This window comes from Mesorhizobium sp. M00.F.Ca.ET.216.01.1.1 (genome assembly GCF_004010325.2).
Taxonomy (GTDB): domain Bacteria; phylum Pseudomonadota; class Alphaproteobacteria; order Rhizobiales; family Rhizobiaceae; genus Mesorhizobium.
Genome location: NZ_SADR02000003.1, coordinates 283,819 through 308,836 on the forward strand (window position 1 = coordinate 283,819; position 25,018 = coordinate 308,836).

Here is a 25,018-nt window from a genome sequence, read left to right on the forward strand (position 1 = left end):
GTCGGCCAGGGAATTCAGGGTCAAGAAATTCAGGCCAGGGAATTCAGGGAGAGAGACAATGAACATCGCCCCGGGCAAGAATGCCGTCAGCAATATCCCGTTCGACCAGACCAGGATCGATGCGCTGATGGAGGAGGCCGGCATCGACGTGCTGCTCGCCACCTCCAAGCACAACACGCAATATTTGCTTGGCGGCTACAAGTTCATCTTCTTTGCCGCCATGGATGCGGTCGGCCACAGCCGCTATCTGCCTGTTGTCGTCTACCAGAAGGGCGGGCCGGAGCATGCCGCCTATATCGGCAACCGCATGGAGGGCGCAGAGCACCAGAACCACCCATTCTGGACGCCGACATTGCACGCCGCCTGCTGGGGCACGCTGGATGCTGCAAATCTCGCAGTCGAACACCTGAAAAAGATCGACAAGGCGGACGCCCGCATCGGCATCGAGCCGGCCTTTCTGCCGTCGGACGCCTATACGCTGATCCGCAAGGCGCTGCCCGACGCCAAGCTGATCGACGCGACGTCGATGCTGGAGCGCATGCGTGCCATCAAGACGGAAGCCGAGCTGGAGAAGCTGCGCATGGCCTCCGAACTGATCACCGATTCGATGCTCGCAACCATTGCCTGGGCGCGCGAAGGCACGACCAAGAGCGAGATCATCGAGCAGCTCAGGCGCGAGGAGACCAATCGCGGCGCACATTTCGAATATTGCCTGTTGACGCTGGGTTCCAGCCACAACCGAGCCGCCTCCCCGCAGGCGTGGGAGAAGGGCGAGGTGCTGTCGATCGATTCAGGCGGCAACTACCATGGCTATATCGGCGACCTCTGCCGTATGGGCGTGCTGGGCGAACCGGATGCCGAGCTCAGAGATTTGCTGGCCGAGGTCGAGACGGTGCAGCAGGCAGCCTTCTCCAAGGTTAGTGCGGGCACGCTTGGCGGCGACATGATCTCCCATGCCGAAGGCGTGCTGAAGAAATCCAAGGTCGCGCCCTATACCGATTTTTTCGCCCACGGCATGGGGCTGATCACGCATGAAGCGCCGTTCCTGATGACCAACCATCCGGTGACCTATGAAGGCACCTATGCCGAAAAGCCGCTGGAGAAGAACATGGTGCTCTCGGTCGAGACGACCATGCTCCACCCGACGCGCGGCTTCATCAAGCTGGAGGACACGCTGGCGGTCACCGACACCGGCTACGTCATGTTCGGCGACCGGGGCCGGGGGTGGAACAGGGGTGGGGTGGCTTAGCCGCCGCCCGCCGGCAGCAGCCTGAAATCCGGCAACTCGCGCAGCGCCAGTTCCGGTCCGGCCGGCGAATAGACGACGAAAAGCTGCATCGGGCCATCACTAGTGTTGAGCGTCGAATGGAAGCGGCTTTCCGGCACATAGATGGTGCAGCCGGGGCCGACCTTCGCAACGACCGGATTGCCGTTCTCATCCTCGACCATCTGCTCGCCATTGCCCGAGATGACGAAAATGATTTCCTCGGCACCCGGATGATTGTGCCGCGAGTGACCCTTGCCGGAGGGTAGGTCGACGACGCCGCCGGAAAAGCGAGCAGCGCCGTTCACTTCGGGAGCGACCGTCAGCGACAGTCTGCCCCAGTCGAAGCCGAAGGCGCTGACATCCTTCGGATACACGAACACCTTGCTCTTGTCGGTCATCGTCTCACTCCTTCCCTCATTTGGCGACGGCGTTCGGAGCGCCGATCGCGACGGCCTTGAAATCCGCCGTTTGCCTGGCGATCGCGGCTTCCGCCGGCAGCCGCTCCATCGAGCTTGCGCCGTAGAAGCCATGCAGGCCCTTGCAGCGTTCTAGGATGTAGCGGGCATCATCCGGCATCGAGATCGGCCCACCATGACAAAGCAGGATGACATCCTTGCGCACGGAGCGGGCGGCGGCGGCGATGGCGTCGATCTCCATCACGCAGTCGTCGAGCGATTTTGCCGAGGTCGCGCCGATCGAGCCACCGGTGGTCACGCCCATATGCGCGACGACGATGTCAGCGCCGGCTTTCGTCATGGCGCGCGCCTCATCGGGGTTGAAAACATAGGGCGTGGTCAACAAGTCTAGTTTGTGCGCCTCGGCGATCATGTCGACCTCGAGCCCGAAGCCCATGCCGGTTTCCTCGAAGCTTTGCCGCATCTGGCCGTCGAACAGGCCGATGGTCGGAAAGTTCTGCACGCCGGAAAAACCCATCGTCTTCAGTTCAGCCAAAAACAGCGACATGATGACGAAGGGATCGGTGCCGTTGACACCCGCCAGCACCGGCGTCTTCTTCACCACCGGCAGCACCTCGTAGGCCATTTCCTTGACGATCTCGTTGGCGTTGCCGTAGGCGAGCAGGCCGGCGGCCGAGCCGCGCCCGGCCATGCGATAGCGGCCGGAATTGTAGATGATGATCAGGTCGATGCCGCCGGCCTCTTCCGCCTTGGCCGACAGGCCGGTGCCGGCGCCGCCGCCGACGATCGGCACGCCATCTGCGATCATCTTGCGGAATTTTTCCAGGATTTTCTTGCGCGGTATCGCAGCCATGTCTTGGCGTCTCACTGTCTGGCGATGTCGAGGAAGGCGGCGGTCGCGGCCTTGGCGAATTCGGGGTCGTTGATGTGGAGCGGCAGGCGCACCACGCGGCGCATGCTGCTCGGCCCGATCGTTCGCTCGATGGCCTCAAACAGCGCGGTGTCGGCTTCAGGATCGAAAAAGGCGCCGCCTTCGATGTCGAGCGCCGAGACGCCCTTTTCAGGAATGAGGAAGCGGACCGGACCTTCGCAAAGGGCAAGCCGCGCACCGATCCATTCGCCGATCTTGCGGCTCTCTTCCGGAGTGGTGCGCATCAGCGTCACGTTCGGATTGTGCTCATAGAACAGGCGTCCACGATACTTTTCCGGAATTGTCGGCGGTGCCCAGAAATTCACCATGTCGAGCGCTCCGACCGAACCGACATAGGGCAGCCGGGTGCGGGCGATGGCACCGAAGCGGTCTTCAGTCGCCGGCAGTACGCCGCCGAACAAGAGGTCGCAGACTTCGGTTGTGGTGATGTCGATGACGCCGGACAGCAAGCCGCTGTCGGCCAGCTTTTCCATGCTGCGGCCGCCGGTGCCGGTGGCGTGGAAGACCATGCAGTCATAGGTCGAGCGAAGCTGTTCGGCGATGGCCGTGACGCAAGGCGTGGTGACGCCGAACATGGTGAGGCCCAGCGAGGGCTTGCCATCGGGCGGCGGCGCCGGCTTCGCCACCATGCCGGCGATCGCCTGGGCGGCATTGTGCAGCACGACGCGGGACAGCCGGTTCAGTCCGGCCATGTCGGTCACCGATGGCATCATGACGATGTCGGAGACATCGACATAAGGCGCGGTGTCGCCGGAAGCCAGCGTCGATACCATGATTTTGGGCAGGCCGAGCGGCAGCGTGCGCATGCCTGATGTGATGATCGAGGTGCCGCCGCCGCCGCCGATGCCGATCATGCCGGCAATGTCGTTGCGCGACTGCGCGAAGCGGGCGAAGGCGACGCCCATCGCCGCGACTGCGATGCCGCGGTCATCAATGCCCAGCACGGCGCTGTGGCCACCGGGATGGTGGCCGGCGACCTCTTCGGCCGAGACATCGACCGGCACGACGGCGCCACGCGTTCCGACATCGACGCGGGCGACAGCAGCACCGGAGGCGGCGATCGTGTCGGCCAGGAAGGTGAGTTCTTCGCCCTTGGTATCAGCGGTGCCCACCACATAGATGCGCTTCATAGCGTTCCCTCGGTCGCAAGTGAGCTCGACTTTGCCGCCTGCCGCTCTTGTGCCCGACCGTTCGGCAGCGCGAAGGCCATTGCAATTTTTTGAGACGTGCGTATCGTATTGATATGGATGTCTCACGTCAACAAGCAGCAGTCAACGATGATGCCGGCCAAGGAGCGAAGCGTGGGGCTCGCGCGCGCACAAGGCGGCTGATGCTGGAGACGGCGACCAGGCTGATGCAGGCAGGCGCCACGCCCTCGGTCAGCGAGGTCGCGGAAGCAGCGGAAGTTTCCCGCGCCACCGCCTATCGTTATTTTCCGAGCCAGGCGGCGCTGGTGCAGGCGGTGGTCGACGAGGGGCTTGGGCCGATCCTTTCCTGGCAATCAGCCTCGACCGATCCCGAGCGCCGGGTTGCCGAACTGTTCGACACGGCGATGCCGCGCATCGAGGCTTTCGAAGCGACGTTCAAGGCGGCGCTGAAGCTGTCGCTCGACCAGTGGGCGCAGCGGCAGGCAGGCACGCTAGGCGGCGAGCCGGCCTTTACGCGCGGCCATCGTGTTGATCTTTTGAAGGACGCGATCGCGCCGCTCAAGGGCCGATTGCCGCCGCGCGAATTCAAGCGCCTGGCGCAGGCCCTGTCGCTGATCTTCGGCGTTGAAATGCTGATTGTGCTGAAGGATATTTGGGGGCTGGACAGCCGCAGGATGATGTCGGTCGCGCAATGGGCAGCCGGCGTACTGGTGCGGTCGGCTGTGTTGGAATCGATGGCCGGAGGAGACAGGACAGCACCGGCGGCAGCCGTGAAATAGAGCAGATCTGGTTCGACCAGATGAGGACACCGACTAGGCATTATAGATGCGGTGCTGCGGTCGAAACAAGGGGCTCACATATCAAGGAGTAGGAAAATTCAGGGAAAACAGGCAGATACAGCAGGAATCCGCTTGCCTGAGCGCCAGCTATCGCCCAAGAAAGAGCTTGACGTGCATCTGAAATTGGTAATACCAGATCAGGACTGACAAAGCGGATCGAAAGTGAGGGCTGAGATCCATTTCCGGTCGGGCGAGGAGGCCCAAAACCGGAGCGGTGCCATCACGGGAGGAACTACCAGAGCCGGCCTCGCTGCCGGCTCGCATGACAAGGTAGAATGCGCACAAGGGAGGAAATCATTATGCGCAAGACACTGACCAGCGTGCTTGCTGGTATCGGCTTAGTGCTCGCCTGCGGAACGTCGGTTTACGCGCAGGACAAGGAACTCACCATCTTCTGGGCCGAATGGGATCCGGCCAACTACCTGCAGGAACTCGGCAACGAGTACGAGAAGGAAACCGGCGTCAAGATCACGGTGGAAACCACGCCATGGTCCGACTTCCAAACCAAGGCCTTCACCGAGTTCAACGCCCATGGCGACGCCTACGACCTGGTGGTCGGCGACTCGCAATGGCTTGGCGCCGGCTCGACCGGCGGCCACTATGTCGACCTGACCGACTTCTTCAACAAGCACAAGCTCGGCGACGTGATGGCGCCGGCGACGGTGAAATACTACGCCGAGTATCCCGGCAACAGCGGCAAATACTGGGCTATCCCGCTTGAGGGCGATGCGGTCGGCTGGTCCTACCGCAAGGACTGGTTCGAGGACCCCAAGGAAAAGGAAGCTTTCAAGGCCAAATACGGCTACGATCTCGATGTGCCGAAGGATTTCAAGGCGCTGCGCGACATCGCCGAATTCTTCCACCGGCCAGATCAGAAGAAATACGGCATCGCCATTTACACCGACAACTCCTATGACGCGATGGCAATGGGCTTCGAGAACGCGCTGTTCTCCTATGGCGGGGAACTGGGTGACTATTCGACCTACAAGGTCGATGGCTTCATCAACTCCGACAAGGCGGTCGCGGCGCTCGACGCCTACAAGGAACTCTACAAGTTCACGCCTCCGGGTTGGGCCAAGGCGTTCTTCGTCGAGGACAACCAGGCGATCACCGAAAACCTGGCCGCGATGAGCATGAACTATTTCGCGTTCTTCCCCTCGCTGATCAACGAGGCGTCGAACCCGAACGCCAAGAACACCGGCTTCTTCGCCAACCCTCCCGGCCCGAACGGCGACCAGTTCGCCGCGCTCGGCGGTCAGGGCATCTCCATCGTGTCCTACTCGCAAAAGCAGGACGAGGCGATGAAGTTCCTGGAATGGTTCATCAAGGACGAGACCCAGAAGAAGTGGGCGGCACTTGGCGGCTACACCTGCAGTGCCGCAGTGCTCAAGTCGCCTGAATTCCAGAACGCCACGCCTTACAACAAGGCCTTCTACGAGACCATGTTCAAGGTGAAGGACTTCTGGGCGGTGCCGGAATACGCCGAGCTGCTGCAGCAGCTCAACCAGCGCATCTATCCGTACATGATCGGTGGCCAAGGCACCGCCAAGGAGACGCTGGACGCCCTGGCGACCGACTGGAACGCGACGTTCAAGAAATACGGCCGCGGCCAATAATCGTCATGCCTCACGGAGGGGGCTTCGTGCCTCCTCCGTTTTATTTTGTGAAACGGGAGCAGGGTCTTGGCGACCACGATGATCACCACACTGGATAGGTCCTCGCGGGCCGCCGCGCGCGGTCTCAGCGACATTTCGATCCGCAACCTCTTCATCATCCCGACGATCCTGTTCCTGATCGTCTTCAACATCTTCCCGCTGATCTATTCGCTGGGCTATTCCTTCACCGATTTCAGGGCGTCGACCAACGCGGCGGCGAATTTCGTCGGGCTGCAGAACTATCGCGACCTGCTCAACGACCCCTATGTCTGGTCCAACTTCGCCATCACCGCGAAATACGTCATCATCTCCGTTGTCGGCCAATTGGTCGTCGGCTTCGGCGTGGCCATGCTGCTCAACCGCGACATTCCGCTGAAGGGCCTGCTGACGACGCTCCTGCTGTTGCCGATGATGCTGTCGATGGCGGTCGTCGGCCTGTTCTGGAAACTGCTCTACGACCCGTCCTTCGGCATCATCAATTATGCGCTCGGCCTCGGCACCTTCGAGTGGCTGTCGGACCCGAAGATGGCGCTCTATGCGGTTGCGCTGACCGACATCTGGATGTGGTCGCCCTTCGTCATGCTGTTGTCGCTGGCCGGTCTTTCGGCGGTGCCCAAGCATCTCTACGAGGCGGCGGCGATCGACAGGGCAGGGCCGTTCTACACGTTCTTCCGCATCACGCTGCCGCTGGTCGCGCCGATCCTGATGATCGCGGTCATCTTCCGCACCATGGAGGCGTTCAAGACCTTCGACCTCGCCTATATCCTGACCAGCCAGCCGACGGCCGAGCTGATCTCGATACGGCTCTACAAGATGGCATTCCAGGAATGGCAGACAGGGCGCTCCTGCGCGCTCGCCTACATCGTACTGATCATGGTGCTGGCGATCACCAACATCTACGTCAAATACCTCAACAAAGTGAAGGAGCGCTGAGATGGCTGCCGTCCGCACTTCTTCCGAAATCGGCTTCAACCGCGTTGCCATCGTCGCCGTGCTGGTGGTGACGATCATCTTCCTGGCGCCGATCTACTGGATCGCCTCGACGGCGTTCAAGCCGCGCAACCTTGCCACCACCATCCCGCCGACGGTGGTTTTCCAGCCGGAGATATCGCCATTCGTCAAGCTGTTCACCAAGCGCTCGCAACTGCGTAGCCCACCGACGCCGGAGGAGTATGCGGCTGCCCCGTGGTGGGAGCGCGTCGTCTTCAACGGTGGCGAAAAGATCGTGCGTGACGGCAAGGGCCGGGTGCAGTGGTCCGGCTACCCGAGCCGTTTCATGAACTCGCTGATCGTCGCCATCACTTCGACCATCCTGGCCGTCGGCATGGGTACCTTCACCGCCTACGGCTTCTCGCGCTTCAGGGTGAAAGGCGAGGCGGACCTGCTCTTCTTCATCCTGTCGACGCGCATGCTGCCGCCGGTGGTCGTCGCCATCCCGATGTTCCTGATGTACCGGGCGGTCGGCCTCAACGATTCCCATCTCGGCCTGATCATCCTCTACACCGCCTTCAATCTGTCCTTCTCGGTCTGGCTGATGAAAGGCTTCATGGACGAGATACCGAAGGAATATGAGGAGGCGGCCCTCGTCGACGGCTACACGCGCATGGAGGCCTTCTTCAAGATCGTGTTGCCCGAGGCCGCCACCGGCATCGCCGCCACCGCCGTCTTCTGCTTCATCACGGCGTGGAACGAATATGCCTTCGCGCTGATCATGACCAACCGCCGCGCCCAGACGGCGCCGCCCTTCATCCCCAGCCAGGTCGGCGCCGGCCTGCCTGACTGGACGGTGATTGCCGCCGGAACCTTCCTGTTCCTGTTGCCGGTCGCGATCTTCACCTTCCTGCTCCGCAACCATCTCCTGCGCGGCATGTCCTTCGGAGCGATCCGCAAATGAGCTTTCGCGCCATCAACCAGAAATATCTCGAACCGGGCAGCCAGGTGCTGATGGTGCTCGGCATCATCGCGCTCTGCCAACCCTGGAACATGCTACTACACAGCTACGGCGTCACCATTATCCTGATCGGCCTGATCGGCTTCAACGTCACTTCGAAGATCGCGCCGGACGAAGAGGCCGGCACCGGGCAAACAGGAGACCTGGCGCGAAATCCGGGAGCACAGCATTGACCCAGATCGAGCTTCGCGGCGTCCAGAAATATTTCGGCGCCGTCCAGGTCATCAAGGACCTCAATCTCAAGATCGACGACAACGAGTTCATCGTGCTGCTCGGTCAGTCGGGCTGCGGCAAGACGACGACGCTGCGGGCCATAGCCGGGCTGGAGACGATCGACGGCGGCGACATCCTCATCGACGGCAAACCGGTGCAGCATCTCAAGGCCGCCGACCGCGACATCGCCATGGTCTTCCAATCGTTCTCGCTCTATCCGCATATGAGCGTCTACGAGAACGTCGCCTTCCCGCTGAGGGCGACACGCAAGAGCAGGGCGGAGATCGATAGCGAGGTGCGCTCTGTCGCCAAGACGCTGCAGATCACCGATCTCCTCGAAAAGAAGCCATCGGCGCTCTCCGGTGGCGACATGCAGCGCGTGGCCATCGGCCGGGCGCTGGTGCGGCGGCCGAAGGCGATGCTGATGGACGAGCCGATCGGCGCGCTCGATGCCAAGCTGCGCGAGGAGATGCGAGCCGAAATCAAGCGCCTGCACATCAAGCAGGGCTCGACCAGCATTTATGTCACCCACGACCAGATCGAGGCGATGAGCCTCGCCGACCGCATCGTCATCATGCATGAGGGCGTGCTGCAGCAGGTCGGCTCGCCGGACGAGGTCTACTCGCACCCGGCCAACCTGTTTGTTGCGCAGTTCGTTGGCAGCCCGGTGATGAACGTCGCCGAGGCGTCGGTGACCGAGAAAGCCGCGTCGGCATCGGTCACGGTCGGCGGAGCCGCCGCCGGCTTCGAATTTCCGCGCGCATTGTTGTCGAAGCTCAACGGCCATGCCAGCGGTCAGCTTGCACTCGGCATCCGGCCGGAAGGCGTCATCGTTCGTCGCGAGGCGGCGGAAGGGTTCTTGCCGGTCGAGACCAAGATCGTCGAGCCGCTTGGATCCTTCGACATCGTCGACCTCATGGTCGGCTCCAAGATGCTGCGCGCACGCACCAAGAGCGGCTTCGTCAGCGGGCCGGGCGAAAAGGTTTTCGCCAGGATCGACCCGGCCCAGGCGCATTTCTTCGATACGGCGAGCGGCAGATCGCTGGGGGTGAGACTGTGATGGCGCTTTCCAACGCTTCAAAGAACCGGGCGGAGGCGCGCTGACCATGGCCCATATCCAGCTCAAGAACGTCTCAAAGAAGTTCGGCAACCACACCGCGCTGACCGGGCTCGATCTCGACATCGCCGATGGCGAGTTCTTCGTCCTGCTCGGCGAGACCGGCGCCGGCAAGACGACGACGCTGCGCATGATCGCCGGCCTGGAAAAGCCGACCGAGGGCCAGGTCTTCATCGATGGCGTCGACGTCGCCGACTGGGGTGCCGCCGAGCGCGACGTGGCACTGGTGCTGCAGCAATATTCGCTCTATCCGCGCTACACAGTGCGCGAAAACCTCGAATTTCCGCTGAAGCCGAAGATCCGCCGGCTGCCCGACGCCGAGATCAAGGACCGCGTCGACCGCGCCGCCAGGACGCTGCGCATCGAGCATCTGCTTGACCGCAAGACCGACCGGCTTTCGGGCGGCGAGATGCAACGCGTCTCCATCGGCCGCGCCATCGTGCGCAAGCCGCGCGTGTTCCTGATGGACGAGCCGCTGTCGGCGCTCGACGCCAAATTGCGCGAGGCGCTCCGCACCGAGCTGAAAAACCTGCAGATGCAGCTCGGCGCCACCTTCCTGTTCGTCACGCACGACCAGATTGAGGCGATGTCGATGGGCGACAAGGTCGGCGTGCTCAATCATGGCCGCATCGTGCAGACCGGCACGCCGCACGAGATCTACAACAATCCGCGCGACACCTATGTGGCGAGCTTCGTCGGCTCGCCGCCGATGAACCTCATCGACGGCAGACTGGTCGACGGCCGTGCGGTGATGGCGCCGCTGAATTTCGAACTGCCGTTTTCGGGGGGAGCCAAGACGGGCGGTGCGACCGACGGTCGCCCGCTCGTCTTCGGTATTCGTCCCGAGGATGTCTATCTCGAGACCGGTGCACCGGTGGAGGCGCGTGTCCACGATGTCGAGAACCACGGCGTCGAAAAAATCCTGACACTGCGGGTCGGCGATACGATGCTGCGCGCCACGGTGCCGGCCAGGACCGACGTCGAGATCGAGCAGCCGGTGCGCTTTGCCTGGAACCCGGACAAGGTGGTGCTGTTCGACAAGGGCAGCGGCGTCAGCTTGCGGCACGCCGGATAAGGTTGCAAAGGCTTAGCCGGCCTGGCGGATCTCGACCTGTTCCTCGGCGCGGAGATGGCTGGGGGCCGAGCCGATGACGCGCTTGAAGGCGCGGCTGAAGGATGCGTCGGATTCGTAGCCCAAACGTGCGGCGACAACGGAGATTTTCAGCCGGTCGCGGACCAGCCATTGCCGCGCCTGATGCATTCTCACCTGGGTGACATATTTTGCCGGCGTTTCGCCGACGATCGTCGCGAAGCGTTCCGCGAAACCCGATCGCGAGGCGCCCATCATCCTGGCCAGGGTTTCGACCGTCCAGTCGCGGTCCGGTTCGAGATGGATCGCGGCCAGCACCCGCCCGATCTCGCGGTCTCTCACCGCCGCGATCCATCCTGACGAGTCGCCGCAGCCGCGCTCGACCCATGAGCGGATGACGGTGGCGGCCAGCACATCGGCAAGCCGTGCGAGGATGCCGCCGGACCCGACGCGCTCCATCGTCACTTCGCGCGCCATGGCCTCCAGCAAATGCGGGATGCCCGGTTCATAGGCTTCCAGCTCGTGCGCGCGCATCACATCCGGCATCATGCCGAGCAATGGGTGCAAGCCGTCGAGATTGAAATACATGCTGCCGAAAAACAGCAGGGTTCCCGGCCGGCAGCCTTCGTTGGACATGCAGTAGACGCCCTTGCAGACCTCTGCGACTTCATAGCCCTGGATCGGCGAAGCCTCGACGCCTGGCTCGCTGGCCAGGACGTGTGCGGCGCCGCGTGGCAGCAGCACCGCATCGCCCGCCTTGAGCTCCACCCATTCGCCGGAGGGCTGCAGCAGCCAGCACCCCTTGCGGCCGATGAAATGAAACCGCGCTGCCGCCTGGGCCGGAAACTGGAGGCCCCAGGGCTCCTGCAGTTCGCAGCGGCCATACTCGACGCCGTCGAGCCGCAACCCGCGCAATATGTCGGTCAGCGGATCGCCGGTGATTGGAAGTTTGGACGAATGATCAAGCATAATGGTGTTTCTAGCATGGAAACTCCAGACGGTCACTCCCTATGTTGCACTGCAGTCAAATGTTGCGCTGCAAACAGACCGGAGATCCATGATGACCGAACCCGCGACTGGCGTCATCGACGCCGCTGTTCTCGATCCCTCGGAAACCGGCGAAAGAGCCGAGCCGGCGTGGGGGGCGGTCCTATCCCTCGCGCTCGGTGTGTTCGGGTTGGTGACCGCGGAGTTTTTGCCTGCCAGCCTGCTGACGCCGCTTGCATACGATCTCGGTGTCACCGAAGGCACGGCCGGGCAAGCGGTGACGGCGACGGCCGTGGTCGGGGCGATCGCGGCGCCGACTATGGCCATCGTCACCAAGCGGCTGGACCGCCGGCTGGTCATGTGGGGCCTTACGGTGCTCTTGATCGTCTCGAACCTGCTGGCGGCGTTCGCGTCTTCGCTTTCCGTTCTCCTGATCGCCCGCGTCGCGCTCGGGATCAGCCTCGGTGGCTTCTGGTCGATGTCGGCGGCCATGGCGATGCGGCTGGTTCCGATGCGGCTGATGCCGCGCGCCATGTCGATCATCCTTACCGGCGTTTCGATCGCGACCGTCTGCGCGGCCCCGGTCGGCGCCTATGTCGGCGACATCTGGGGATGGCGAACAGCTTTCATGCTCGCAGCCGTCGTCGGCGCTCTGGCGCTCCTGGTGCAGGTTGCCACCATTCCAAGGCTGCCGCCGGCTGGCATCGCAAGTTTCCGTACCCTGGTGGAGGTGATGAAGCGGCCGATGATCCGGGTTGCACTTCTGGTGGTGCTGTTGGTCGCCTCGGGACATTTTGCCGGCTTCACCTATGTCCGGCCGTTCCTTGAGAAGGTTCCGGCACTAAAAATCGAGACGATCTCGCTTGTGTTGCTCGCTTACGGCATTGGTGGCTTTTTCGGCAATCTAGCCGGTGGGTTCATGGCTGAACGCAGCCTCAAGACGGCCGTGGGTCTGGCGCCTCTGCTGATCGCTGTCGCAGCCCTCTTGCTGCTGGTAGTCGGGGCGTCACCCGTGATGGCGGCAATAGCGGTCGCAGCCTGGGGTTTTGCCTTCGGCGCGGTGCCGGTCGGACTGCAGACCTGGCTGGTGCGAGCCGCCCCCGACCAGGCCGAAAGCGCCGGTGGGCTGATGGTCGCGACGTTCCAGGTGGCCATTGCACTCGGTGCCGTTTTCGGCGGCCTGCTGGTCGATCATGCCGGCGTTGCCAGCGCCTTTGCCTATTGCGGAACGGCGACGTTGCTGGCCGCATTGGTGGCGTTCGTCCTTGGCCCCAGGTCAGCGGAGAGTTGAAAACTGTCAGGCCGCGCGACCGTCGAAGTCGACGATCGGCACAGCGGTCAGGTCAAGGCCGTCCAGGCAATGGATGTTGACATAGGCGCTTCGTTCACTCCCCTCGCTGACGTCCTCGGCGAAGGGATGGATGCCGCAGGTCCGGCAGAAGCGGTGGGCGATGACATGGCTACCGAACGTGTACTGACCAAGATCGTCGCCCCAGGCAAGCAGCCGCAATTTGCTATGCGGCACGGCCCATAGCAGTGCGCCCTTGCGCGAGCAGATCGAGCAATTGCATCGGACGGCTCCGGTCAACTCGCCTTCGACCTCGAAGGCGACCTTGCCGCAGTGGCAGCTGCCTTTATAGAGCATCGGGTCTCCTCCTTCGGTTTCGGCAGGGGTGCAAATCCTGCAATGCCGGGTTATGTCTGTGCAGCCCGCATTAGCCGCTACCTCTAAGACGCGGCAGGCGTCCGGAGTCCGACACCGAAGATGCAATCCTCCCGCGACCGCCTCGAAGCCATTCTTTCGCGTCTCGCTGGTCGTGCCGGCGATGAAAGCGTATTCGTAAAGCTCTACCCGCAAGCAGCAAGGGCCGCAGCGGATGCCGCCGATGCGCGATGCAAGGCCGGGCCGACGCTCGGGCCGCTCGACGGGGTGATTGTCTCGATCAAGGACCTGTTCGATGTCGCCGGTGAGCCGACCACCGCCGGTTCGTTGCTGCTCGCCACCACGGCGCCGGCGCTGCGGGATGCCGTCATCGTACGCCGGCTGCGGCAGGCTGGCGCGGTGATCCTCGGCAAGACCAACATGACCGAATTCGCCTTCACTGCGATCGGCGTCAATCCGCATTACGGCACGCCCGGCAATGCGACCGATGCCGGTCGCATTCCGGGCGGCTCGTCCGCAGGTGCCGGCGTTTCGGTCGCCGCAGGCACCAGCGAGATTTCGATCGGCTCCGACACCGGCGGTTCGGTGCGCATTCCGGCGTCGCTCAACGGTGTTGTCGGCTTCAAGCCGACAGCGCGTCGTGTGCCGCTCGCCGGTGCTTTTCCGCTGTCCGCCACGCTGGACTCCGTTGGTCCGCTTGCCCGAACCGTCGCCGAATGTGCCGCGGCCGACGCGGTGATGGCGGGCGAGGAACCCGCGGCGCCGGTTCCGCTTTCGCTTGCCGCCTCACGCATCGGCATCGCACGTGGCGCGCTCTTCGACGATACGGAAGAAGAGGTCGCAGCGGCGTTCAACCGGTGCCTTCGCAGGATAGAGCTCACAGGCGCGCGGCTCGCCGACATGTCGATCGACGACCTGCTTGCCGATATGCGCGTGGCGACCAAGCGGGCTTCGATCGCGGCGATGGAAGGTGCCGAGGTCCATGCCGACTGGCTGATGACGGGGGCGGCGACACCGGTTGATCCGAGAGTGAGCGGGCCTCTGTCGCGCGCCTCCACCGTTCCGGCCACGGTCTATATAAGGGCAGTCCGCCGCCGCGCCGCGCTCGTCGCTGCCATGGACGAGCGGCTGGCGTCGGTCGACGTGCTGGCGCTGCCGACCACGCCGATCACGGCGCCGACCATCGTGTCGATGACTAGCGACGAAGTTCTATGCGAGCGTACGGAGGGCCTGCTGCTGCGCAACACGCAGGTCGCCAACCAGTTCGATCTCTGCGCGATCTCGCTGCCTATGCCGGGAATGACGCGGCCGGCCGGGTTGATGCTGGTGGCGCGCAGTGGTCATGACCATCACCTCCTGCGCATCGCCGCCGCAATCGAGGCACTGCTCGGCGGTTGACAAACTGGCCGATGGCTTGAGCGTCAATGCGCCGAACAATGGCCGCGCTCGCCGTCCCTCGCCGCGCGTTCGATGGCGGTCGCGACCAGCCATGGCAGAGTGTGTTGCTTGCCATTGAAAGTCTGGGTTCGGTTCTCGATCGAGCCGACAACAACGACCTTGCCGGCATAAAGCTTGTCCGAGAGATCAAGCGCCTTGTCTTCCTGCGTCAGCCCCTCGATGTCGATCGACACGCCCTTGATGAGCTCGCCGGTGGCGAGGTCAAGCGCGCTGTTCGACGGACAAGGCGCCGTCACGCAGCGCAGGCCGTTGTCGCAGAACACGTAGCTGTCCTGTCCGCCGGCGAGGGCCTGCGCCGCTACGGTGCAGACGCTGATGGCAAGGAGGATTTTTGCGGCCGTGTTGGACATCGCCGCAAGGTTGCCGGCGAATTCGGGAAAATTGAGGCGCTTCAGGCGTCGGCCGGAAATCGCCGCCGGTAGAGCTCGACCACTTCGGGATTGCGCAGGTTGATCGGCAGCTTGTTGGCCAGCACCAGCAAGGCTTCGCCCGCCGCGCCAACGCCCATGCGCATCATCGATTCTTCAGTGATGCCGGCCATATGCGGAGTGATGATGACGTTGTCGAAGCCGAAATACGGATGATTGGGCGGCAGCGGCTGCGTCGAAAAGACATCGAGCGCGGCACCGCCGATGCGGTTCTTCTGCAAGGCCTCGATCAGCGCGTCGTCGTCGACCACCGGCCCGCGCGAGACGTTGATCAGCAGCGCGTGCGGCTTCATGCGGGCGATGCGTTCGCGGCTGATCAGGCCACGCGTCTCCGGCGTCAGCGGACAGCACAGCACGAGGATGTCGCTCTGTTCGACCAGTGCGTCGATCGACAGGAAGCCGACCGTATCGAGCGCAGGCCTCATGCTGCGCGTCGTCGCCACAACGTTGAGGTCGAAGCCACGTGCGGCGATATGGCCGACCGCCTGGCCGACCGCGCCGAGGCCGACAATGCCGATCGTCTTGCCGGCGAGCTCGCTGGCAAAATTGGCGTGGTCGCGGCCGGTGAGCCAGCCCTTTGCCCTCAGGTCGCGGTCGACCATGCGGAAGCGCCGGGAGAGCGCAAGTGCTGCGAACATGACGTGCTCGGCGACCGACCGCGCATTGACCGCCGGCACGTTCGCCACCAGCACGCCGGCCGCGGTGGCCGCTTCCATCGGGATCATGTCGAGGCCGGCGCCATGGCGGATCGCTGCCCTGAGCTTCCTGGCGCCCTCGAAGAGTGCGGGCGACAGCGGAGCGCGGACAATGACGATGTCGGCGTTTTCAGCCTCGGCGGCCAGCGCGCGGGCATCGAGGGCGGAGGCGATGACGAGCTCGCCGGCACCGGCCAGCATGGCCTTGGCGCGCGGATGCAGCGTGTGCGTCGACAGGATTTTGGACATGTCAGACTTCAGGCCTTTTCGAGCGCCGGGCTTTCAGGTTCTTCTGCCCGACGGCCCTCGATCAGGCCCTTCCAGTAGCTTTCGGCACCCTGCAGATGCGCGCTCATCAGCGCCTGGGCGAGGTTGCCGTCGCGGCGCAGCAGCGCCTCGTAGATCTGGATGTGCTCGGCATGCGAGCGCACGCTGCGCTCGGGGTCGTTGAAATAGATCGGCAGGCGTTGCTCGCCCATCATGTAGTAGACGCTGCAGACATTGTGGAAGACGCGGTTCTTGGTCGCCCGCACGATCTCGAGGTGAAATTCGCGGTCTTCCTTGGCGAGGCCTTCGCCGGCTGCGATACGCTCCTCCGAGGCTTTCAGGATCTCGCGCAGCCGCTCGAAATTCTCCTCGGTGGCGCGCGAGCAGGCAAGTTCGGCGGCCTTGATCTCGTGGATCTTGCGCAGTTCGACCGTTTCGTAGATCTGGATCGGATCGAGCGGCAGTCCGGCGCGTGCGAACAGCGCCATCGCCTCGACGCTGGCCTGCTTGGTGTCGATGTAGATGCCAGATTTCGCCCGCCGCTCGACGATGCGCATGGCTTCGAGAATGGCCAGCGCCTCGCGGATCTGGCCGCGGCTGACGCCGAAATGCTCCGCCAGCTCGCGCTCAGACGGCGTACGGCCCGTCTCCTTGTCCGAGTGGGAAAAGAGATAGGCTGCGAGTTTCGCGAGAAGGTTCTTTTCTTTCATCGTCAGCTGCGGTGCGCGTGCGCCTCCAGGAATCGCTCCGAAATGGTGAAACCCAGCCCGGGCTTTTCGGGGATCGCTATCATACCGTCCTTTGCTTCGACAGTCTCTTCGATAAGATCGTGGATCATCGGGTTGGCGCCGAGCGAATATTCGACGGTGAAGCTTGCCGGCGAAGCAGCGCAGACATGCAGCCCGGCAAAGAAGCAAGGCGCCCCGGCCCACAGATGCGGCGCGAAGCGCAAATTGAAGGCGCTGGCGATGATGCCGATCTTCATCGCCTCGCTGATACCGCCGCAAAAGGCCAGATCGGGCTGGAAGATGTCGGCGGACTTCAGCACGGCGAGGTCGCGGAAGGCATAGCGCGTCGCCTCACTTTCGCCGGTGGCGATCGGAATCGAGCCGCAGGCGCGCACTTCGGCCATGCCTGGCTTGTCGTCGGCGATGACCGGCTCCTCGAACCAGGCAAGGTCGAGATCGCCGGTGAGATGGATGAAGCGCTTGGCTTCCGCCACCGTATAGGTGCCGTGCGCGTCGACCATCAGGTCGACATCAGGACCGAGCGCCTGTCTCGCGGCGCGGACGCGGGCGGCGGAAATATGCGGAGCGCCATCCATGGCGCCAACCCGCATCTTCAGCGCCTTGAAGCCGCCCTTGATAATGTAGGATTTCAGTTGCTCGCCGATGGCGTCGGAGGACGCCCAGCCACCGGAGGCGTAGGCCTGCATGCGATCGAGCTTGCGGCCGCCGAGCAGCCGCCAGACCGGCTGCCCAAGCGATTTGCCCAGAATGTCCCACAGCGCGATGTCGACGGCGCTGATCGCGGCTATGCTTATGCCGCGCCGTGCCAGTTGCGGCATGGCATGGCCGGCACGCGCGGCGCTGTCGTGACGCACGCCGTTGTAGAGCATCTCCCAGATGACGCCGATGTCGGCTGGGTCGCGGCCGATCAACTGCGGGCCGACCTCGTGGTTCAGCATATGGACGAGGGCGCCGTAGCTGCCGGCACTGCCGGCGGCATTCTTGCCTTCGCCCCAGCCGACCAGCCCGTCATCGGTTTCGATGCGCAGGATGGCGGCGTCAAAGGTCGTCGCCAGACCGAAGTCGCTGCGGTGCTGCCGCGCCGCTTCGATCGGTATGCGGACCCACCAGGCTTGGACCGTCTTGATGCGCATGTTCATCCTCGGCCCTCCGCCGTCAGGGCGGAAAGGCTCATTCCCAAACAGTCGACTACTTGATCAGCGGCAGCAGCGTTTCGGCGTTGATGCGCATCTGGTCGGTGTAGAACTTCTCCGTAAGCACGCTGGAACCATGGTCCTGAATGAATTTGAGCTGCTCCGGCGAGATGTCGACCGGATTGCGCTCGACCATGTCGGGATAGGGAGCGGCCGGCGTGCGATCGACAGGCGCGACGAACTCGTTGGTCAGCGCACCGTCGTAGCCGATCTCCTTCAGCGTGCCGACGATCCTCGGCCAGTCGATCTGCCCCAACCCTGCGGCGAAGCGGTTGTTCTCAGCGACGTGGAAGTCGAACAGGCGCTTTCCGACCTGCCGAATGGCGTCGTAGACATTAAATTCTTCCATGTGGATGTGGTATGCGTCGAGGCAGACGCCGCATTCGGGGCTGACCGCGTCGGCCAGCGCCAGCGCCTGGGCGCCGCGGTTGAACAGATAGGTCTCGAAGCGGTTGAGCGGTTCGATCGCGATCTTGACGCCGACTTTCTTGGCATGGGTGAAGCATTCCCTGGTGGCGTCGACCACCCATTTCCACTCTTCTTCCTCGGTGCCGTCAGGCACTACCTTGCCGACGGTGGCGGGAACGAGCGTGATGATCTCGCCGTCAAGTTCGCTCACCATGGTCAGCACGTCCTTGACGTACTGCACCGAGCGCTCGCGCTGGCCCTGGTCCTTGGCGGCAAGGTTGCGCTCGCCCAGCATCAGCGTCACCGCTCCCCAGCAGCGGATGCCGTGCTCCTTCAAGAGCGCGCGCGTTTCCGTGGTCTTGTATTGTTCGGGCTCGCCCGAAATCTCGATCGACTCATAGCCGAATTTCTTGATGCGCTTGAGCGTCGTCTCCAAGGGCTCCGCCCGCATCCAGTTGTGCGTCGAAAGATGCATGGTCTGTCCTTCCCAGAATTCGCCTGTAACAGTTCGCCGCGACGCACTTCATCGGAGCGCCGCATGATTCCTCCCCAAGGCGCTCCAGCGTTTTCGTAAACTGGTTCGACCAATTGGGCCTGATGGGAGGTCTACAGCAAATTAGCCTGAACGGCAAGAAGCGCTGCCGCGCAGCCCAGATTCCTGTTTAGCGTTTTGATTATATTATGATATATGGCGTAACTCGGTATGGCTTCAACGCTCCGATTGTGACTCAAATGGCTTGACCCGATTTCGGTATTTGGTAATACCAGAATAGCGGTGGTAACGCACTGTGCGAAAAGACCAAAGAGGCTGGCCCTGTCTTCAATCGGCGCTATGCTTGGTCGTGGAAAATCAGGGAGGATGCCGATGCCGACGACGATGAAGGGTCCCGGTCTGTTTCTGGCGCAGTTCGCGGGCGACGCGGCGCCGTTCAATTCGCTGGCCTCGATCACCAAGTGGGCGGCCGGGTTGGGCTACAAGGGCGTGCAGATCCCGAGTTGGGACAGTCGACTGTTCGACCTAGAGAAAGCTGCGTCTTCCACAGCCTATTGCGACGAGGTGAAAGGCATTTGCACTGATGCCGGCGTCGAGATCACCGAGCTGTCGACGCATCTGCAAGGGCAATTGGTGGCGGTGCATCCGGCCTACGATGCGCAGTTCGACGGCTTTGCGCCGCCCGCGGTGCACAACAATCCGAAGGCCAGGCAGCAATGGGCGGTCGAGCAGATGAAGGCCGGCGCCAAGGCCTCGAACAATCTCGGGCTCAAGGCATCGGTGTCATTTTGCGGAGCGTTAGCCTTCCCTTACCTTTACCCGTGGCCGCAGCGGCCGGCGGGATTGATCGAGGAAGCGTTTTCCGAGCTCGGCAAGCGCTGGAAGCCGATCCTCGACGTCTATGACGAGAATGGCGTCGACGTCGGCTACGAGATCCATCCCGGCGAGGACGTGTTCGACGGCGCTACCTTCGAAATGTTCCTGGACGCAGTGGGCGGCCACAGGCGCTGCAACATCAATTACGACCCGTCGCACTTCCTGTTGCAGCAGCTCGACTATCTCGAATTCATCGACATCTACCACGAGCGGATCAAGGCGTTCCACGTCAAGGATGCCGAGTTCAATCCGACCGGCAGACAAGGCGTCTATTCCGGCTACCAGAGCTGGACCAACCGGGCCGGACGGTTCCGTTCGCTCGGCGACGGGCAAGTGGATTTCGGCGGCATCTTCTCCAAGCTGACCCAATATGACTACGATTCATGGGCGGTGCTGGAATGGGAATGCTGCCTGAAGCATCCGGAAGACGGTGCGGCTGAAGGCGCTCCCTTTATCCAGCATCACATCATCAGAGTGACGGAAAAGGCTTTCGACGATTTTGCCGGCGGCGCGACCGACAAGAAGGTGCTGCGGCGCATGATGGGGATCTAGCACCGCTTTCCCTCCCCTTGAGGGAAGGGTGGCCCGAAGGGCCGGTGGGGTCGGTTCATGCCGAGCTCTATCTCCGCAACCCCACCCGGATCCGCTCCGCGGATCGACCCTCCCCTCAAGGGGGAGGGAAATCTCAGCTAACGAGGGAGAAAAGCATGGTCGGCGCATCAAAGTCGGAAACGGGAGGCGGCCCGATCCGCTATGGCATGGTCGGCGGCGGGCAAGGCGCCTTCATCGGTGCGGTGCACCGGATCGCGGCACGCATGGACAACGAGTTCGTGCTGGTCGCCGGCGCATTGTCCTCGGATCCGGCGCGTGCAACAGCCTCGGCCGCCGAGCTTGGGCTCGATCCAGCGCGCAGCTACGGCTCCTTTGCCGAGATGGCCAAGGCGGAGGCCAAGCGGCCGGACGGCATCGAGGCGGTGGCCATCGTCACACCCAACAATGTGCACGTGCCGGCGGCGAAGGCTTTCCTCGAAGCCGGCATCCACGTCATCTGCGACAAGCCGCTGGCGACAACGCTGGCCGAGGCGAAGAGACTGGCGGCACTGGTCGAAAAGACCGGCAAGGTGTTCGTGCTCACCCACAACTACACCGCCTATCCGATGGTGCGGCAGGCGCGCGAGATGGTGGCAAAGGGGCAACTCGGCGACATCCGCATCGTGCAGTCGGAATATCCGCAGGACTGGCTGACCGAAGACCTTGCCGCCACCGGCCAGAAGCAGGCGGCCTGGCGCTCCGACCCCAAGCAGGCCGGCGCCGGCGGTGCGCTGGGCGACATCGGCACGCATGCCTACAATCTCGCCCGTTTCGTCTCCGGGCTGGAACTCGATTCGCTGTCGGCCGATCTCGACGCGTTCGTGCCGGGGCGGCAGCTCGACGACAATGTCAACGTGCTGCTACGCTTCAAGACGGCCGGCAAGTCGCATCCGGCCAAAGGCATGATCTGGGCAAGCCAGGTGGCGCCCGGCCACGAAAACGGGCTCAAGCTGCGCATCTACGGCTCGAAGGGCGGGCTTGAATGGGTGCAGGCCGACCCGAACTATCTCTGGTACACGCCATTCGGCCAGCCGAAGCAGTTGATCACCCGAAATGGCGCCGGCGCGCTGCCGGTCGCGGGACGTGTCAGCCGCGTGCCATCGGGCCATCCGGAAGGTTATCTCGAAGGCTTTGCCAACATCTACCAGGAAGCGGCGCGCGCCATCCGCGCGGCGCGCCGGAAAGGCGGCAAGCCGGCTAAGGATGTGGTCTTCCCGACCGTGCAGGACGGCGTCGAAGGCATGGCCTTCATTGAGGCCTGTGTGAAATCGTCGAAGAAGAACGGGGCCTGGACGAAGCTCTGACAAAAACGCCGGGGAACTGGCGGGGGAGGTGTCGATGAAAATCGGCATGTGCATGTTGTTGTGGACGACAGCTGTGTCAAAAAAACACGAGCCGCTGCTTCGGGATATCAGGGCCACCGGCTTCGACGGCGTCGAGGTACCGATCTTTGCCGGCACGCCTGACGATTACGAGAAACTCGGCGCGCTGCTCGACCGCATCGGGTTGCAGCGCACCGCCGTCTCGGCGATGGGCGATCCGGCGGTGAATCTGATCTCGGCGGAAGTCAGCGTGCGCCGGGCCGGTATCGACTACATGAAATGGGCGATCGACTGCGCTGCTGCACTCGGCGCGAGCACATTGAGCGGTCCGCTGCATTCGACGCTGGGCGCCTTCTCCGGCAACGGCCCGACCGCAGCCGAGAAAAAGCGCTCGGTCGCCTCGCAACGTGCCATCGGCGACCATGCCGGCAAGAGGAACGTCACCATCGGGCTTGAGGCGCTCAACCGCTTCGAATGCTACCTGTTCAACACGATGGACGATCTGTCGGAGCACATCGATGCGATCGACCGGCCGCACATCAAGGCGATGTATGACACCTTCCATGCCAATATCGAGGAAGCAGACCCGATCGGCGCCTATACGCGTAACCGCAAGAACGTCGTCCATATCCATATTTCGGAAAACGATCGCGGCGTGCCGGGGCGCGGCCACGTCCCATGGCAGGAGACGTTCTCAGCCATCCGCAACAGCGGCTATGACGGTTGGCTGACGATCGAGGCTTTTGGCCGCTCGCTGAAGGATCTTGCGGCGGCAACCAAGGTCTGGCGCGATTTTTCGGAAAGCCCGGAAGCCGTCTATCGCGACGGCTACAAGCACATCAAAAACGGGTGGAAAAAGGCGGCATAACTTACTGCCGCTGTCATTGGTTTTGAGCCGCCTGGATCCTGTTGTAGTCATGAATCGTGCGGCTCAGCCGGCGGCGCAGGAAATTGGAAATATTGTCGAAGATGAAGACGACGAGCAGGATCAGCAGAACCATATAGAAGACGTTGGCCCAATTGGAATTGGTGCGCATCGCTTCCCACAGCTTCAGGCCGATACCGCCGGCGCCGACGGCGCCGATGATGGTCGCGCCCCTGGTGTTGGATTCCCATTGGTAGAGTGTCTGGCTGATGAAAACGGGAATCACCTCCGGCAGCACGCCGTAGCGTTGCACCAATAAGCCGTTGGCGCCGGTCGATTTGATCCCCTCGCGCGGCTTGTCGTCGATGTTCTCGAGGCCCTCCGAATAGACTTTGCCGAGTGTGCCGATCTCGGTAAAGAAGATCGCGGCGCTGCCGGCCAGCGGACCGGGGCCGAAGGCGCGGGTGAAGAACAGCGCCCAGATCAGCATATCGACCGAGCGCATGAAATCGAAGAAGCGCTTGAGCACCTGGCTGAGCAGCCCGCTGGGGGTGATGTTGCGGGCGGCGAAGAAGGCGAGCGGGAACGCGACGACGCCGCCGAGCAAGGTGCCGAGAAACGCCATGACGATGGTCTGCAAAAGCTTCGTCCACACGTCGCCATGCTGCCATTGGGCGTTGTTCCAGACGTTGTCGGCAGCCAGCGCAATGTTGGATGTGCCCGGCTTGAGCTCGGGTCCAGAGACCAGCAGCGAGGCGACCTCGCCCGGCGACTTGCCGAAGAAGGGCGAGCGCGTGTCGAAAACGAAGTTCGCCCAGCCGAGGAAGCGCTTGCGGACCTTGACGCGGTCGACGGTTATGCGGACCTCGCCGGCAAAGCCCATCCTGGCGACGACCTCGTCGTCATGCGCGGAGATCCAGTCGGGCACCGGGCCCGATATCACGGGCTTGCCGCTGATCAGCGATACCGGCACCGTCTGGCCATTGGCGACCAGCGTCGCCTCGGCCTTGTCGAAGGTGACGGATTTGGCAGGGCCATCGACCAGGATTGTGAAGGAGCCGTCCGCATTGGTGATGACCCAGTCGGGGTGAGGGTCGTCGCCAAGGGCGGAGAAACGCGGGTATTTGGGCGTGATTTCGGGCTGGTCGAGGCGGAATTCGGGCTGCAGGTCGTAGCTGATCCACTGCGTCAGGAAGAGCGGCAGGCGTTCCCAATGAGATTCCCTCAGCACTTGCGGCAGGCTGAAGAACCACAAGGCATAGACGAGGTAGAGCAGCGTGCCGGCGAACAGGAACAGTGGGCCGAAGCGCTTGTAGAGCGGGCGCCGGAACACATCCGGATAGCGCTTCTCGATCGACTGCATCTCGTCGGCGGTCATCGCAGCCATGGTCAGGCGCTCATCAGGAATGCCTGCTCGCCGACCAGCTTGCGGCGAAGCCAGGCGGAGAACTGGTCGACGAGGAAGATCGTCGTGAACAGGAGCAGGACCAGCGCCAGCGTCTTGGCGCCGAAGCCGCGCGAGATCGAAAGCTTCAACTCCTCGCCGATGCCACCGCCCCCGACAGCGCCGATGATGGTCGAGATGCGGACATTGATCTCGATTCGGAGCAGCGTATAGGACATGAAATTGGGTAGCACCTGCGGCAAGCCGGCGAAGCGTACCCGCTCGAACCAGTTGGCGCCGACCGCCCTTAGTCCTTCCTCGGCGCGCATGTCGATGTTCTCGTTGACTTCGTAGAAGAGCTTGCCGAGCGCGCCGATCGAATGCAGGCCGATGGCGATGATGGCGGCGACCGGGCCGATCGAGACAATCGCCGCGAACAGGCCGGCAATGACGATCTCGGGGAAGGCGCGCAGCAGCTCCATGAAGCGCTTAACGACGAGCCTGAGTGCGGGGCTGGGCGTCAAATTGCGCGCCGCAATGAAGGAGAACGGCACGGCAAAGATGAAGCCGATGAAGGTGGAGACCAGCGCGACGTTGAGGGTAGTGAGCATCAGCTCGAAATATTCGGGTATGTAAAAACCACCCCAGACATGGACCCGGCCGAGCGGAAAATTGAATTCCTGGGTGCCGGTGTCATGCGGCGACGCCACGTCGAACAGCGCTCGCCAGACATCGTTCCAGTCCTTGGGGACGAGCCAGCTCAGGAAATCGAGAATATGCGGAAGCCGGTCGAAAAAATGGCCAGCATTTGCTTCGTCGGCAAACCACATGGTGCCGCACAGCGTTGCAAGCAGCAGACCGATGCCGATTGCGGTATAGAGCCGGCGCAAGGACGACTGGCGCCGCCAGGCGTCCGCCGCCTGGCCAGCCGCGTCAGACTGGATTGTTGCTGACAATGTCATGATTGGGGTCATGATCGGGACATGAAAAAAGGGCGGCGCTGGAAACGCCG

At 63.0% G+C, this 25,018-nt stretch carries 25 protein-coding genes; 13 read left to right on the forward strand and 12 right to left on the reverse strand.

What is annotated here, in order from left to right; translation table 11 throughout:
• Window positions 1-58: 58 nt before the first annotated feature.
• Window positions 59-1,249 carry a Xaa-Pro peptidase family protein gene (locus tag EN859_RS06405; protein ID WP_127852395.1) on the forward strand — a complete coding sequence of 397 codons (1,191 nt, stop codon included), beginning with the start codon at window positions 59-61 and terminating at the stop codon, window positions 1,247-1,249.
• Here EN859_RS06405 and EN859_RS06410 read toward each other — a convergent pair.
• Genes EN859_RS06410 through EN859_RS06420 form a run of 3 tightly spaced genes read right to left on the reverse strand, consistent with a single transcriptional unit; the run spans window position 1,246 to window position 3,744 of the window.
• Window positions 1,246-1,665: a cupin domain-containing protein gene (locus EN859_RS06410; protein ID WP_127852394.1), complete on the reverse strand. Its 420-nt coding sequence runs from the start codon at window positions 1,663-1,665 to the stop codon at window positions 1,246-1,248. The two genes, EN859_RS06405 and EN859_RS06410, sit on opposite strands and share 4 nt — an antisense overlap.
• Before the next feature lie 16 nt (window positions 1,666-1,681).
• Entirely contained in the window at window positions 1,682-2,536 is an 855-nt protein-coding gene (locus EN859_RS06415; RefSeq protein ID WP_127852393.1) for a phosphoenolpyruvate hydrolase family protein, read from the reverse strand.
• Between the two features lie 11 nt (window positions 2,537-2,547).
• A complete protein-coding gene (locus EN859_RS06420) occupies window positions 2,548-3,744 on the reverse strand; it encodes a Tm-1-like ATP-binding domain-containing protein (RefSeq protein WP_127852392.1) in 1,197 nt (398 codons plus the stop codon).
• A gap of 113 nt (window positions 3,745-3,857) precedes the next feature.
• Between EN859_RS06420 and EN859_RS06425 the strand changes: the two genes are divergently transcribed.
• The 7 genes from EN859_RS06425 (at window position 3,858) to EN859_RS06455 (ending at window position 10,612) form a co-directional block, all read left to right on the forward strand.
• Window positions 3,858-4,541 (forward strand): TetR/AcrR family transcriptional regulator, encoded by a 684-nt coding sequence (locus EN859_RS06425; protein ID WP_127852391.1) that lies wholly within the window; start codon window positions 3,858-3,860, stop codon window positions 4,539-4,541.
• A 359-nt stretch (window positions 4,542-4,900) separates the two neighbouring features.
• The gene (locus EN859_RS06430) at window positions 4,901-6,217 is read left to right on the forward strand and encodes an ABC transporter substrate-binding protein (protein ID WP_127852390.1); all 1,317 of its coding nucleotides are present in this window, start codon (window positions 4,901-4,903) and stop codon (window positions 6,215-6,217) included.
• A 66-nt stretch (window positions 6,218-6,283) separates the two neighbouring features.
• Window positions 6,284-7,189: a sugar ABC transporter permease gene (locus EN859_RS06435; RefSeq protein WP_127852389.1), complete on the forward strand. Its 906-nt coding sequence runs from the start codon at window positions 6,284-6,286 to the stop codon at window positions 7,187-7,189.
• Between the two features lies 1 nt (window position 7,190).
• Window positions 7,191-8,150 (forward strand): carbohydrate ABC transporter permease, encoded by a 960-nt coding sequence (locus tag EN859_RS06440; RefSeq protein WP_127852388.1) that lies wholly within the window; start codon window positions 7,191-7,193, stop codon window positions 8,148-8,150.
• Entirely contained in the window at window positions 8,147-8,380 is a 234-nt protein-coding gene (locus tag EN859_RS06445) for a hypothetical protein (RefSeq protein WP_127852387.1), read from the forward strand. The genes EN859_RS06440 and EN859_RS06445 overlap by 4 nt, the downstream gene beginning before the upstream one ends.
• A complete protein-coding gene (locus tag EN859_RS06450) occupies window positions 8,377-9,480 on the forward strand; it encodes an ABC transporter ATP-binding protein (protein ID WP_127852386.1) in 1,104 nt (367 codons plus the stop codon). Before EN859_RS06445 ends, EN859_RS06450 begins: the two co-directional genes overlap by 4 nt.
• Before the next feature lie 46 nt (window positions 9,481-9,526).
• The gene (locus EN859_RS06455; RefSeq protein ID WP_127852385.1) at window positions 9,527-10,612 is read left to right on the forward strand and encodes an ABC transporter ATP-binding protein; all 1,086 of its coding nucleotides are present in this window, start codon (window positions 9,527-9,529) and stop codon (window positions 10,610-10,612) included.
• Window positions 10,613-10,624: 12 nt separating this feature from the next.
• Here the strand turns inward: EN859_RS06455 and EN859_RS06460 are convergent, their stop codons facing one another.
• Window positions 10,625-11,596, reverse strand: coding sequence for an AraC family transcriptional regulator (locus tag EN859_RS06460; protein ID WP_127852384.1), 972 nt, complete (start codon window positions 11,594-11,596; stop codon window positions 10,625-10,627).
• Window positions 11,597-11,687: 91 nt separating this feature from the next.
• On the opposite strand from EN859_RS06460, the gene EN859_RS06465 reads away from it, so the two are divergent.
• Window positions 11,688-12,905, forward strand: coding sequence for an MFS transporter (locus EN859_RS06465; protein WP_127852383.1), 1,218 nt, complete (start codon window positions 11,688-11,690; stop codon window positions 12,903-12,905).
• A gap of 6 nt (window positions 12,906-12,911) precedes the next feature.
• On the opposite strand, the gene EN859_RS06470 is transcribed toward EN859_RS06465, so the two are convergent.
• Window positions 12,912-13,259 carry a GFA family protein gene (locus EN859_RS06470; protein ID WP_127852382.1) on the reverse strand — a complete coding sequence of 116 codons (348 nt, stop codon included), beginning with the start codon at window positions 13,257-13,259 and terminating at the stop codon, window positions 12,912-12,914.
• A gap of 120 nt (window positions 13,260-13,379) precedes the next feature.
• Here EN859_RS06470 and EN859_RS06475 point away from each other — a divergent pair, with 120 nt between their 5' ends.
• Window positions 13,380-14,675: an amidase gene (locus EN859_RS06475; RefSeq protein WP_127852381.1), complete on the forward strand. Its 1,296-nt coding sequence runs from the start codon at window positions 13,380-13,382 to the stop codon at window positions 14,673-14,675.
• Window positions 14,676-14,698: 23 nt separating this feature from the next.
• On the opposite strand, the gene EN859_RS06480 is transcribed toward EN859_RS06475, so the two are convergent.
• Genes EN859_RS06480 through EN859_RS06500 form a run of 5 tightly spaced genes read right to left on the reverse strand, consistent with a single transcriptional unit; the run spans window position 14,699 to window position 18,950 of the window.
• The gene (locus tag EN859_RS06480) at window positions 14,699-15,085 is read right to left on the reverse strand and encodes a hypothetical protein (RefSeq protein ID WP_127852380.1); all 387 of its coding nucleotides are present in this window, start codon (window positions 15,083-15,085) and stop codon (window positions 14,699-14,701) included.
• Window positions 15,086-15,126: 41 nt separating this feature from the next.
• Complete coding sequence (locus EN859_RS06485; protein ID WP_127852379.1) at window positions 15,127-16,107, reverse strand: hydroxyacid dehydrogenase; 981 nt, start codon at window positions 16,105-16,107, stop codon at window positions 15,127-15,129.
• Between the two features lie 8 nt (window positions 16,108-16,115).
• On the reverse strand, window positions 16,116-16,835 hold the full coding sequence (locus EN859_RS06490) for a FadR/GntR family transcriptional regulator (RefSeq protein WP_127852378.1): 720 nt from the start codon (window positions 16,833-16,835) through the stop codon (window positions 16,116-16,118).
• Window positions 16,836-16,837: 2 nt separating this feature from the next.
• Complete coding sequence (locus EN859_RS06495) at window positions 16,838-18,007, reverse strand: mandelate racemase/muconate lactonizing enzyme family protein (protein WP_127852639.1); 1,170 nt, start codon at window positions 18,005-18,007, stop codon at window positions 16,838-16,840.
• 55 nt (window positions 18,008-18,062) lie between these two features.
• Complete coding sequence (locus tag EN859_RS06500; protein WP_127852377.1) at window positions 18,063-18,950, reverse strand: sugar phosphate isomerase/epimerase; 888 nt, start codon at window positions 18,948-18,950, stop codon at window positions 18,063-18,065.
• A gap of 390 nt (window positions 18,951-19,340) precedes the next feature.
• Between EN859_RS06500 and EN859_RS06505 the strand changes: the two genes are divergently transcribed.
• The 3 genes from EN859_RS06505 to EN859_RS06515 all read left to right on the forward strand — a co-directional run bounded on the left by EN859_RS06505 (window position 19,341) and on the right by EN859_RS06515 (window position 22,625).
• A complete protein-coding gene (locus EN859_RS06505) occupies window positions 19,341-20,396 on the forward strand; it encodes a sugar phosphate isomerase/epimerase (RefSeq protein ID WP_127852376.1) in 1,056 nt (351 codons plus the stop codon).
• A gap of 155 nt (window positions 20,397-20,551) precedes the next feature.
• Entirely contained in the window at window positions 20,552-21,739 is a 1,188-nt protein-coding gene (locus EN859_RS06510; protein WP_127852375.1) for a Gfo/Idh/MocA family oxidoreductase, read from the forward strand.
• Between the two features lie 34 nt (window positions 21,740-21,773).
• A complete protein-coding gene (locus EN859_RS06515; protein ID WP_127852374.1) occupies window positions 21,774-22,625 on the forward strand; it encodes a sugar phosphate isomerase/epimerase in 852 nt (283 codons plus the stop codon).
• Window positions 22,626-22,638: 13 nt separating this feature from the next.
• Here EN859_RS06515 and phnE (EN859_RS06520) read toward each other — a convergent pair whose 3' ends face one another.
• Window positions 22,639-24,009, reverse strand: a complete 1,371-nt coding sequence (phnE, locus tag EN859_RS06520) for a phosphonate ABC transporter, permease protein PhnE (RefSeq protein ID WP_127852373.1) — start codon at window positions 24,007-24,009, stop codon at window positions 22,639-22,641.
• A 2-nt stretch (window positions 24,010-24,011) separates the two neighbouring features.
• Window positions 24,012-24,968, reverse strand: a complete 957-nt coding sequence (gene phnE / locus EN859_RS06525; protein ID WP_127852372.1) for a phosphonate ABC transporter, permease protein PhnE — start codon at window positions 24,966-24,968, stop codon at window positions 24,012-24,014.
• Window positions 24,969-25,018: the final 50 nt, after the last annotated feature.

Bases quoted from the DNA above. Each gene is read 5' to 3' on its own strand.
- EN859_RS06510 (WP_127852375.1), top strand. From the start codon at position 20,552: ATGGTCGGCGCATCAAAGTCGGAAACGGGAGGCGGCCCGATCCGCTAT.
- EN859_RS06475 (WP_127852381.1), top strand. From the start codon at position 13,380: ATGCAATCCTCCCGCGACCGCCTCGAAGCCATTCTTTCGCGTCTCGCT.
- EN859_RS06480 (WP_127852380.1), bottom strand. From the start codon at position 15,085: ATGTCCAACACGGCCGCAAAAATCCTCCTTGCCATCAGCGTCTGCACC.
- EN859_RS06465 (WP_127852383.1), top strand. From the start codon at position 11,688: ATGACCGAACCCGCGACTGGCGTCATCGACGCCGCTGTTCTCGATCCC.
- EN859_RS06440 (WP_127852388.1), top strand. From the start codon at position 7,191: ATGGCTGCCGTCCGCACTTCTTCCGAAATCGGCTTCAACCGCGTTGCC.
- EN859_RS06460 (WP_127852384.1), bottom strand. From the start codon at position 11,596: ATGCTTGATCATTCGTCCAAACTTCCAATCACCGGCGATCCGCTGACC.
- EN859_RS06420 (WP_127852392.1), bottom strand. From the start codon at position 3,744: ATGAAGCGCATCTATGTGGTGGGCACCGCTGATACCAAGGGCGAAGAA.
- EN859_RS06415 (WP_127852393.1), bottom strand. From the start codon at position 2,536: ATGGCTGCGATACCGCGCAAGAAAATCCTGGAAAAATTCCGCAAGATG.
- EN859_RS06470 (WP_127852382.1), bottom strand. From the start codon at position 13,259: ATGCTCTATAAAGGCAGCTGCCACTGCGGCAAGGTCGCCTTCGAGGTC.
- EN859_RS06445 (WP_127852387.1), top strand. From the start codon at position 8,147: ATGAGCTTTCGCGCCATCAACCAGAAATATCTCGAACCGGGCAGCCAG.
- phnE (WP_127852372.1), bottom strand. From the start codon at position 24,968: ATGACATTGTCAGCAACAATCCAGTCTGACGCGGCTGGCCAGGCGGCG.
- EN859_RS06405 (WP_127852395.1), top strand. From the start codon at position 59: ATGAACATCGCCCCGGGCAAGAATGCCGTCAGCAATATCCCGTTCGAC.
- EN859_RS06500 (WP_127852377.1), bottom strand. From the start codon at position 18,950: ATGCATCTTTCGACGCACAACTGGATGCGGGCGGAGCCCTTGGAGACG.
- EN859_RS06515 (WP_127852374.1), top strand. From the start codon at position 21,774: ATGAAAATCGGCATGTGCATGTTGTTGTGGACGACAGCTGTGTCAAAA.
- EN859_RS06505 (WP_127852376.1), top strand. From the start codon at position 19,341: ATGCCGACGACGATGAAGGGTCCCGGTCTGTTTCTGGCGCAGTTCGCG.
- EN859_RS06490 (WP_127852378.1), bottom strand. From the start codon at position 16,835: ATGAAAGAAAAGAACCTTCTCGCGAAACTCGCAGCCTATCTCTTTTCC.
- EN859_RS06455 (WP_127852385.1), top strand. From the start codon at position 9,527: ATGGCCCATATCCAGCTCAAGAACGTCTCAAAGAAGTTCGGCAACCAC.
- EN859_RS06430 (WP_127852390.1), top strand. From the start codon at position 4,901: ATGCGCAAGACACTGACCAGCGTGCTTGCTGGTATCGGCTTAGTGCTC.
- EN859_RS06485 (WP_127852379.1), bottom strand. From the start codon at position 16,107: ATGTCCAAAATCCTGTCGACGCACACGCTGCATCCGCGCGCCAAGGCC.
- EN859_RS06495 (WP_127852639.1), bottom strand. From the start codon at position 18,007: ATGCGCATCAAGACGGTCCAAGCCTGGTGGGTCCGCATACCGATCGAA.
- phnE (WP_127852373.1), bottom strand. From the start codon at position 24,009: ATGGCTGCGATGACCGCCGACGAGATGCAGTCGATCGAGAAGCGCTAT.
- EN859_RS06425 (WP_127852391.1), top strand. From the start codon at position 3,858: ATGGATGTCTCACGTCAACAAGCAGCAGTCAACGATGATGCCGGCCAA.
- EN859_RS06410 (WP_127852394.1), bottom strand. From the start codon at position 1,665: ATGACCGACAAGAGCAAGGTGTTCGTGTATCCGAAGGATGTCAGCGCC.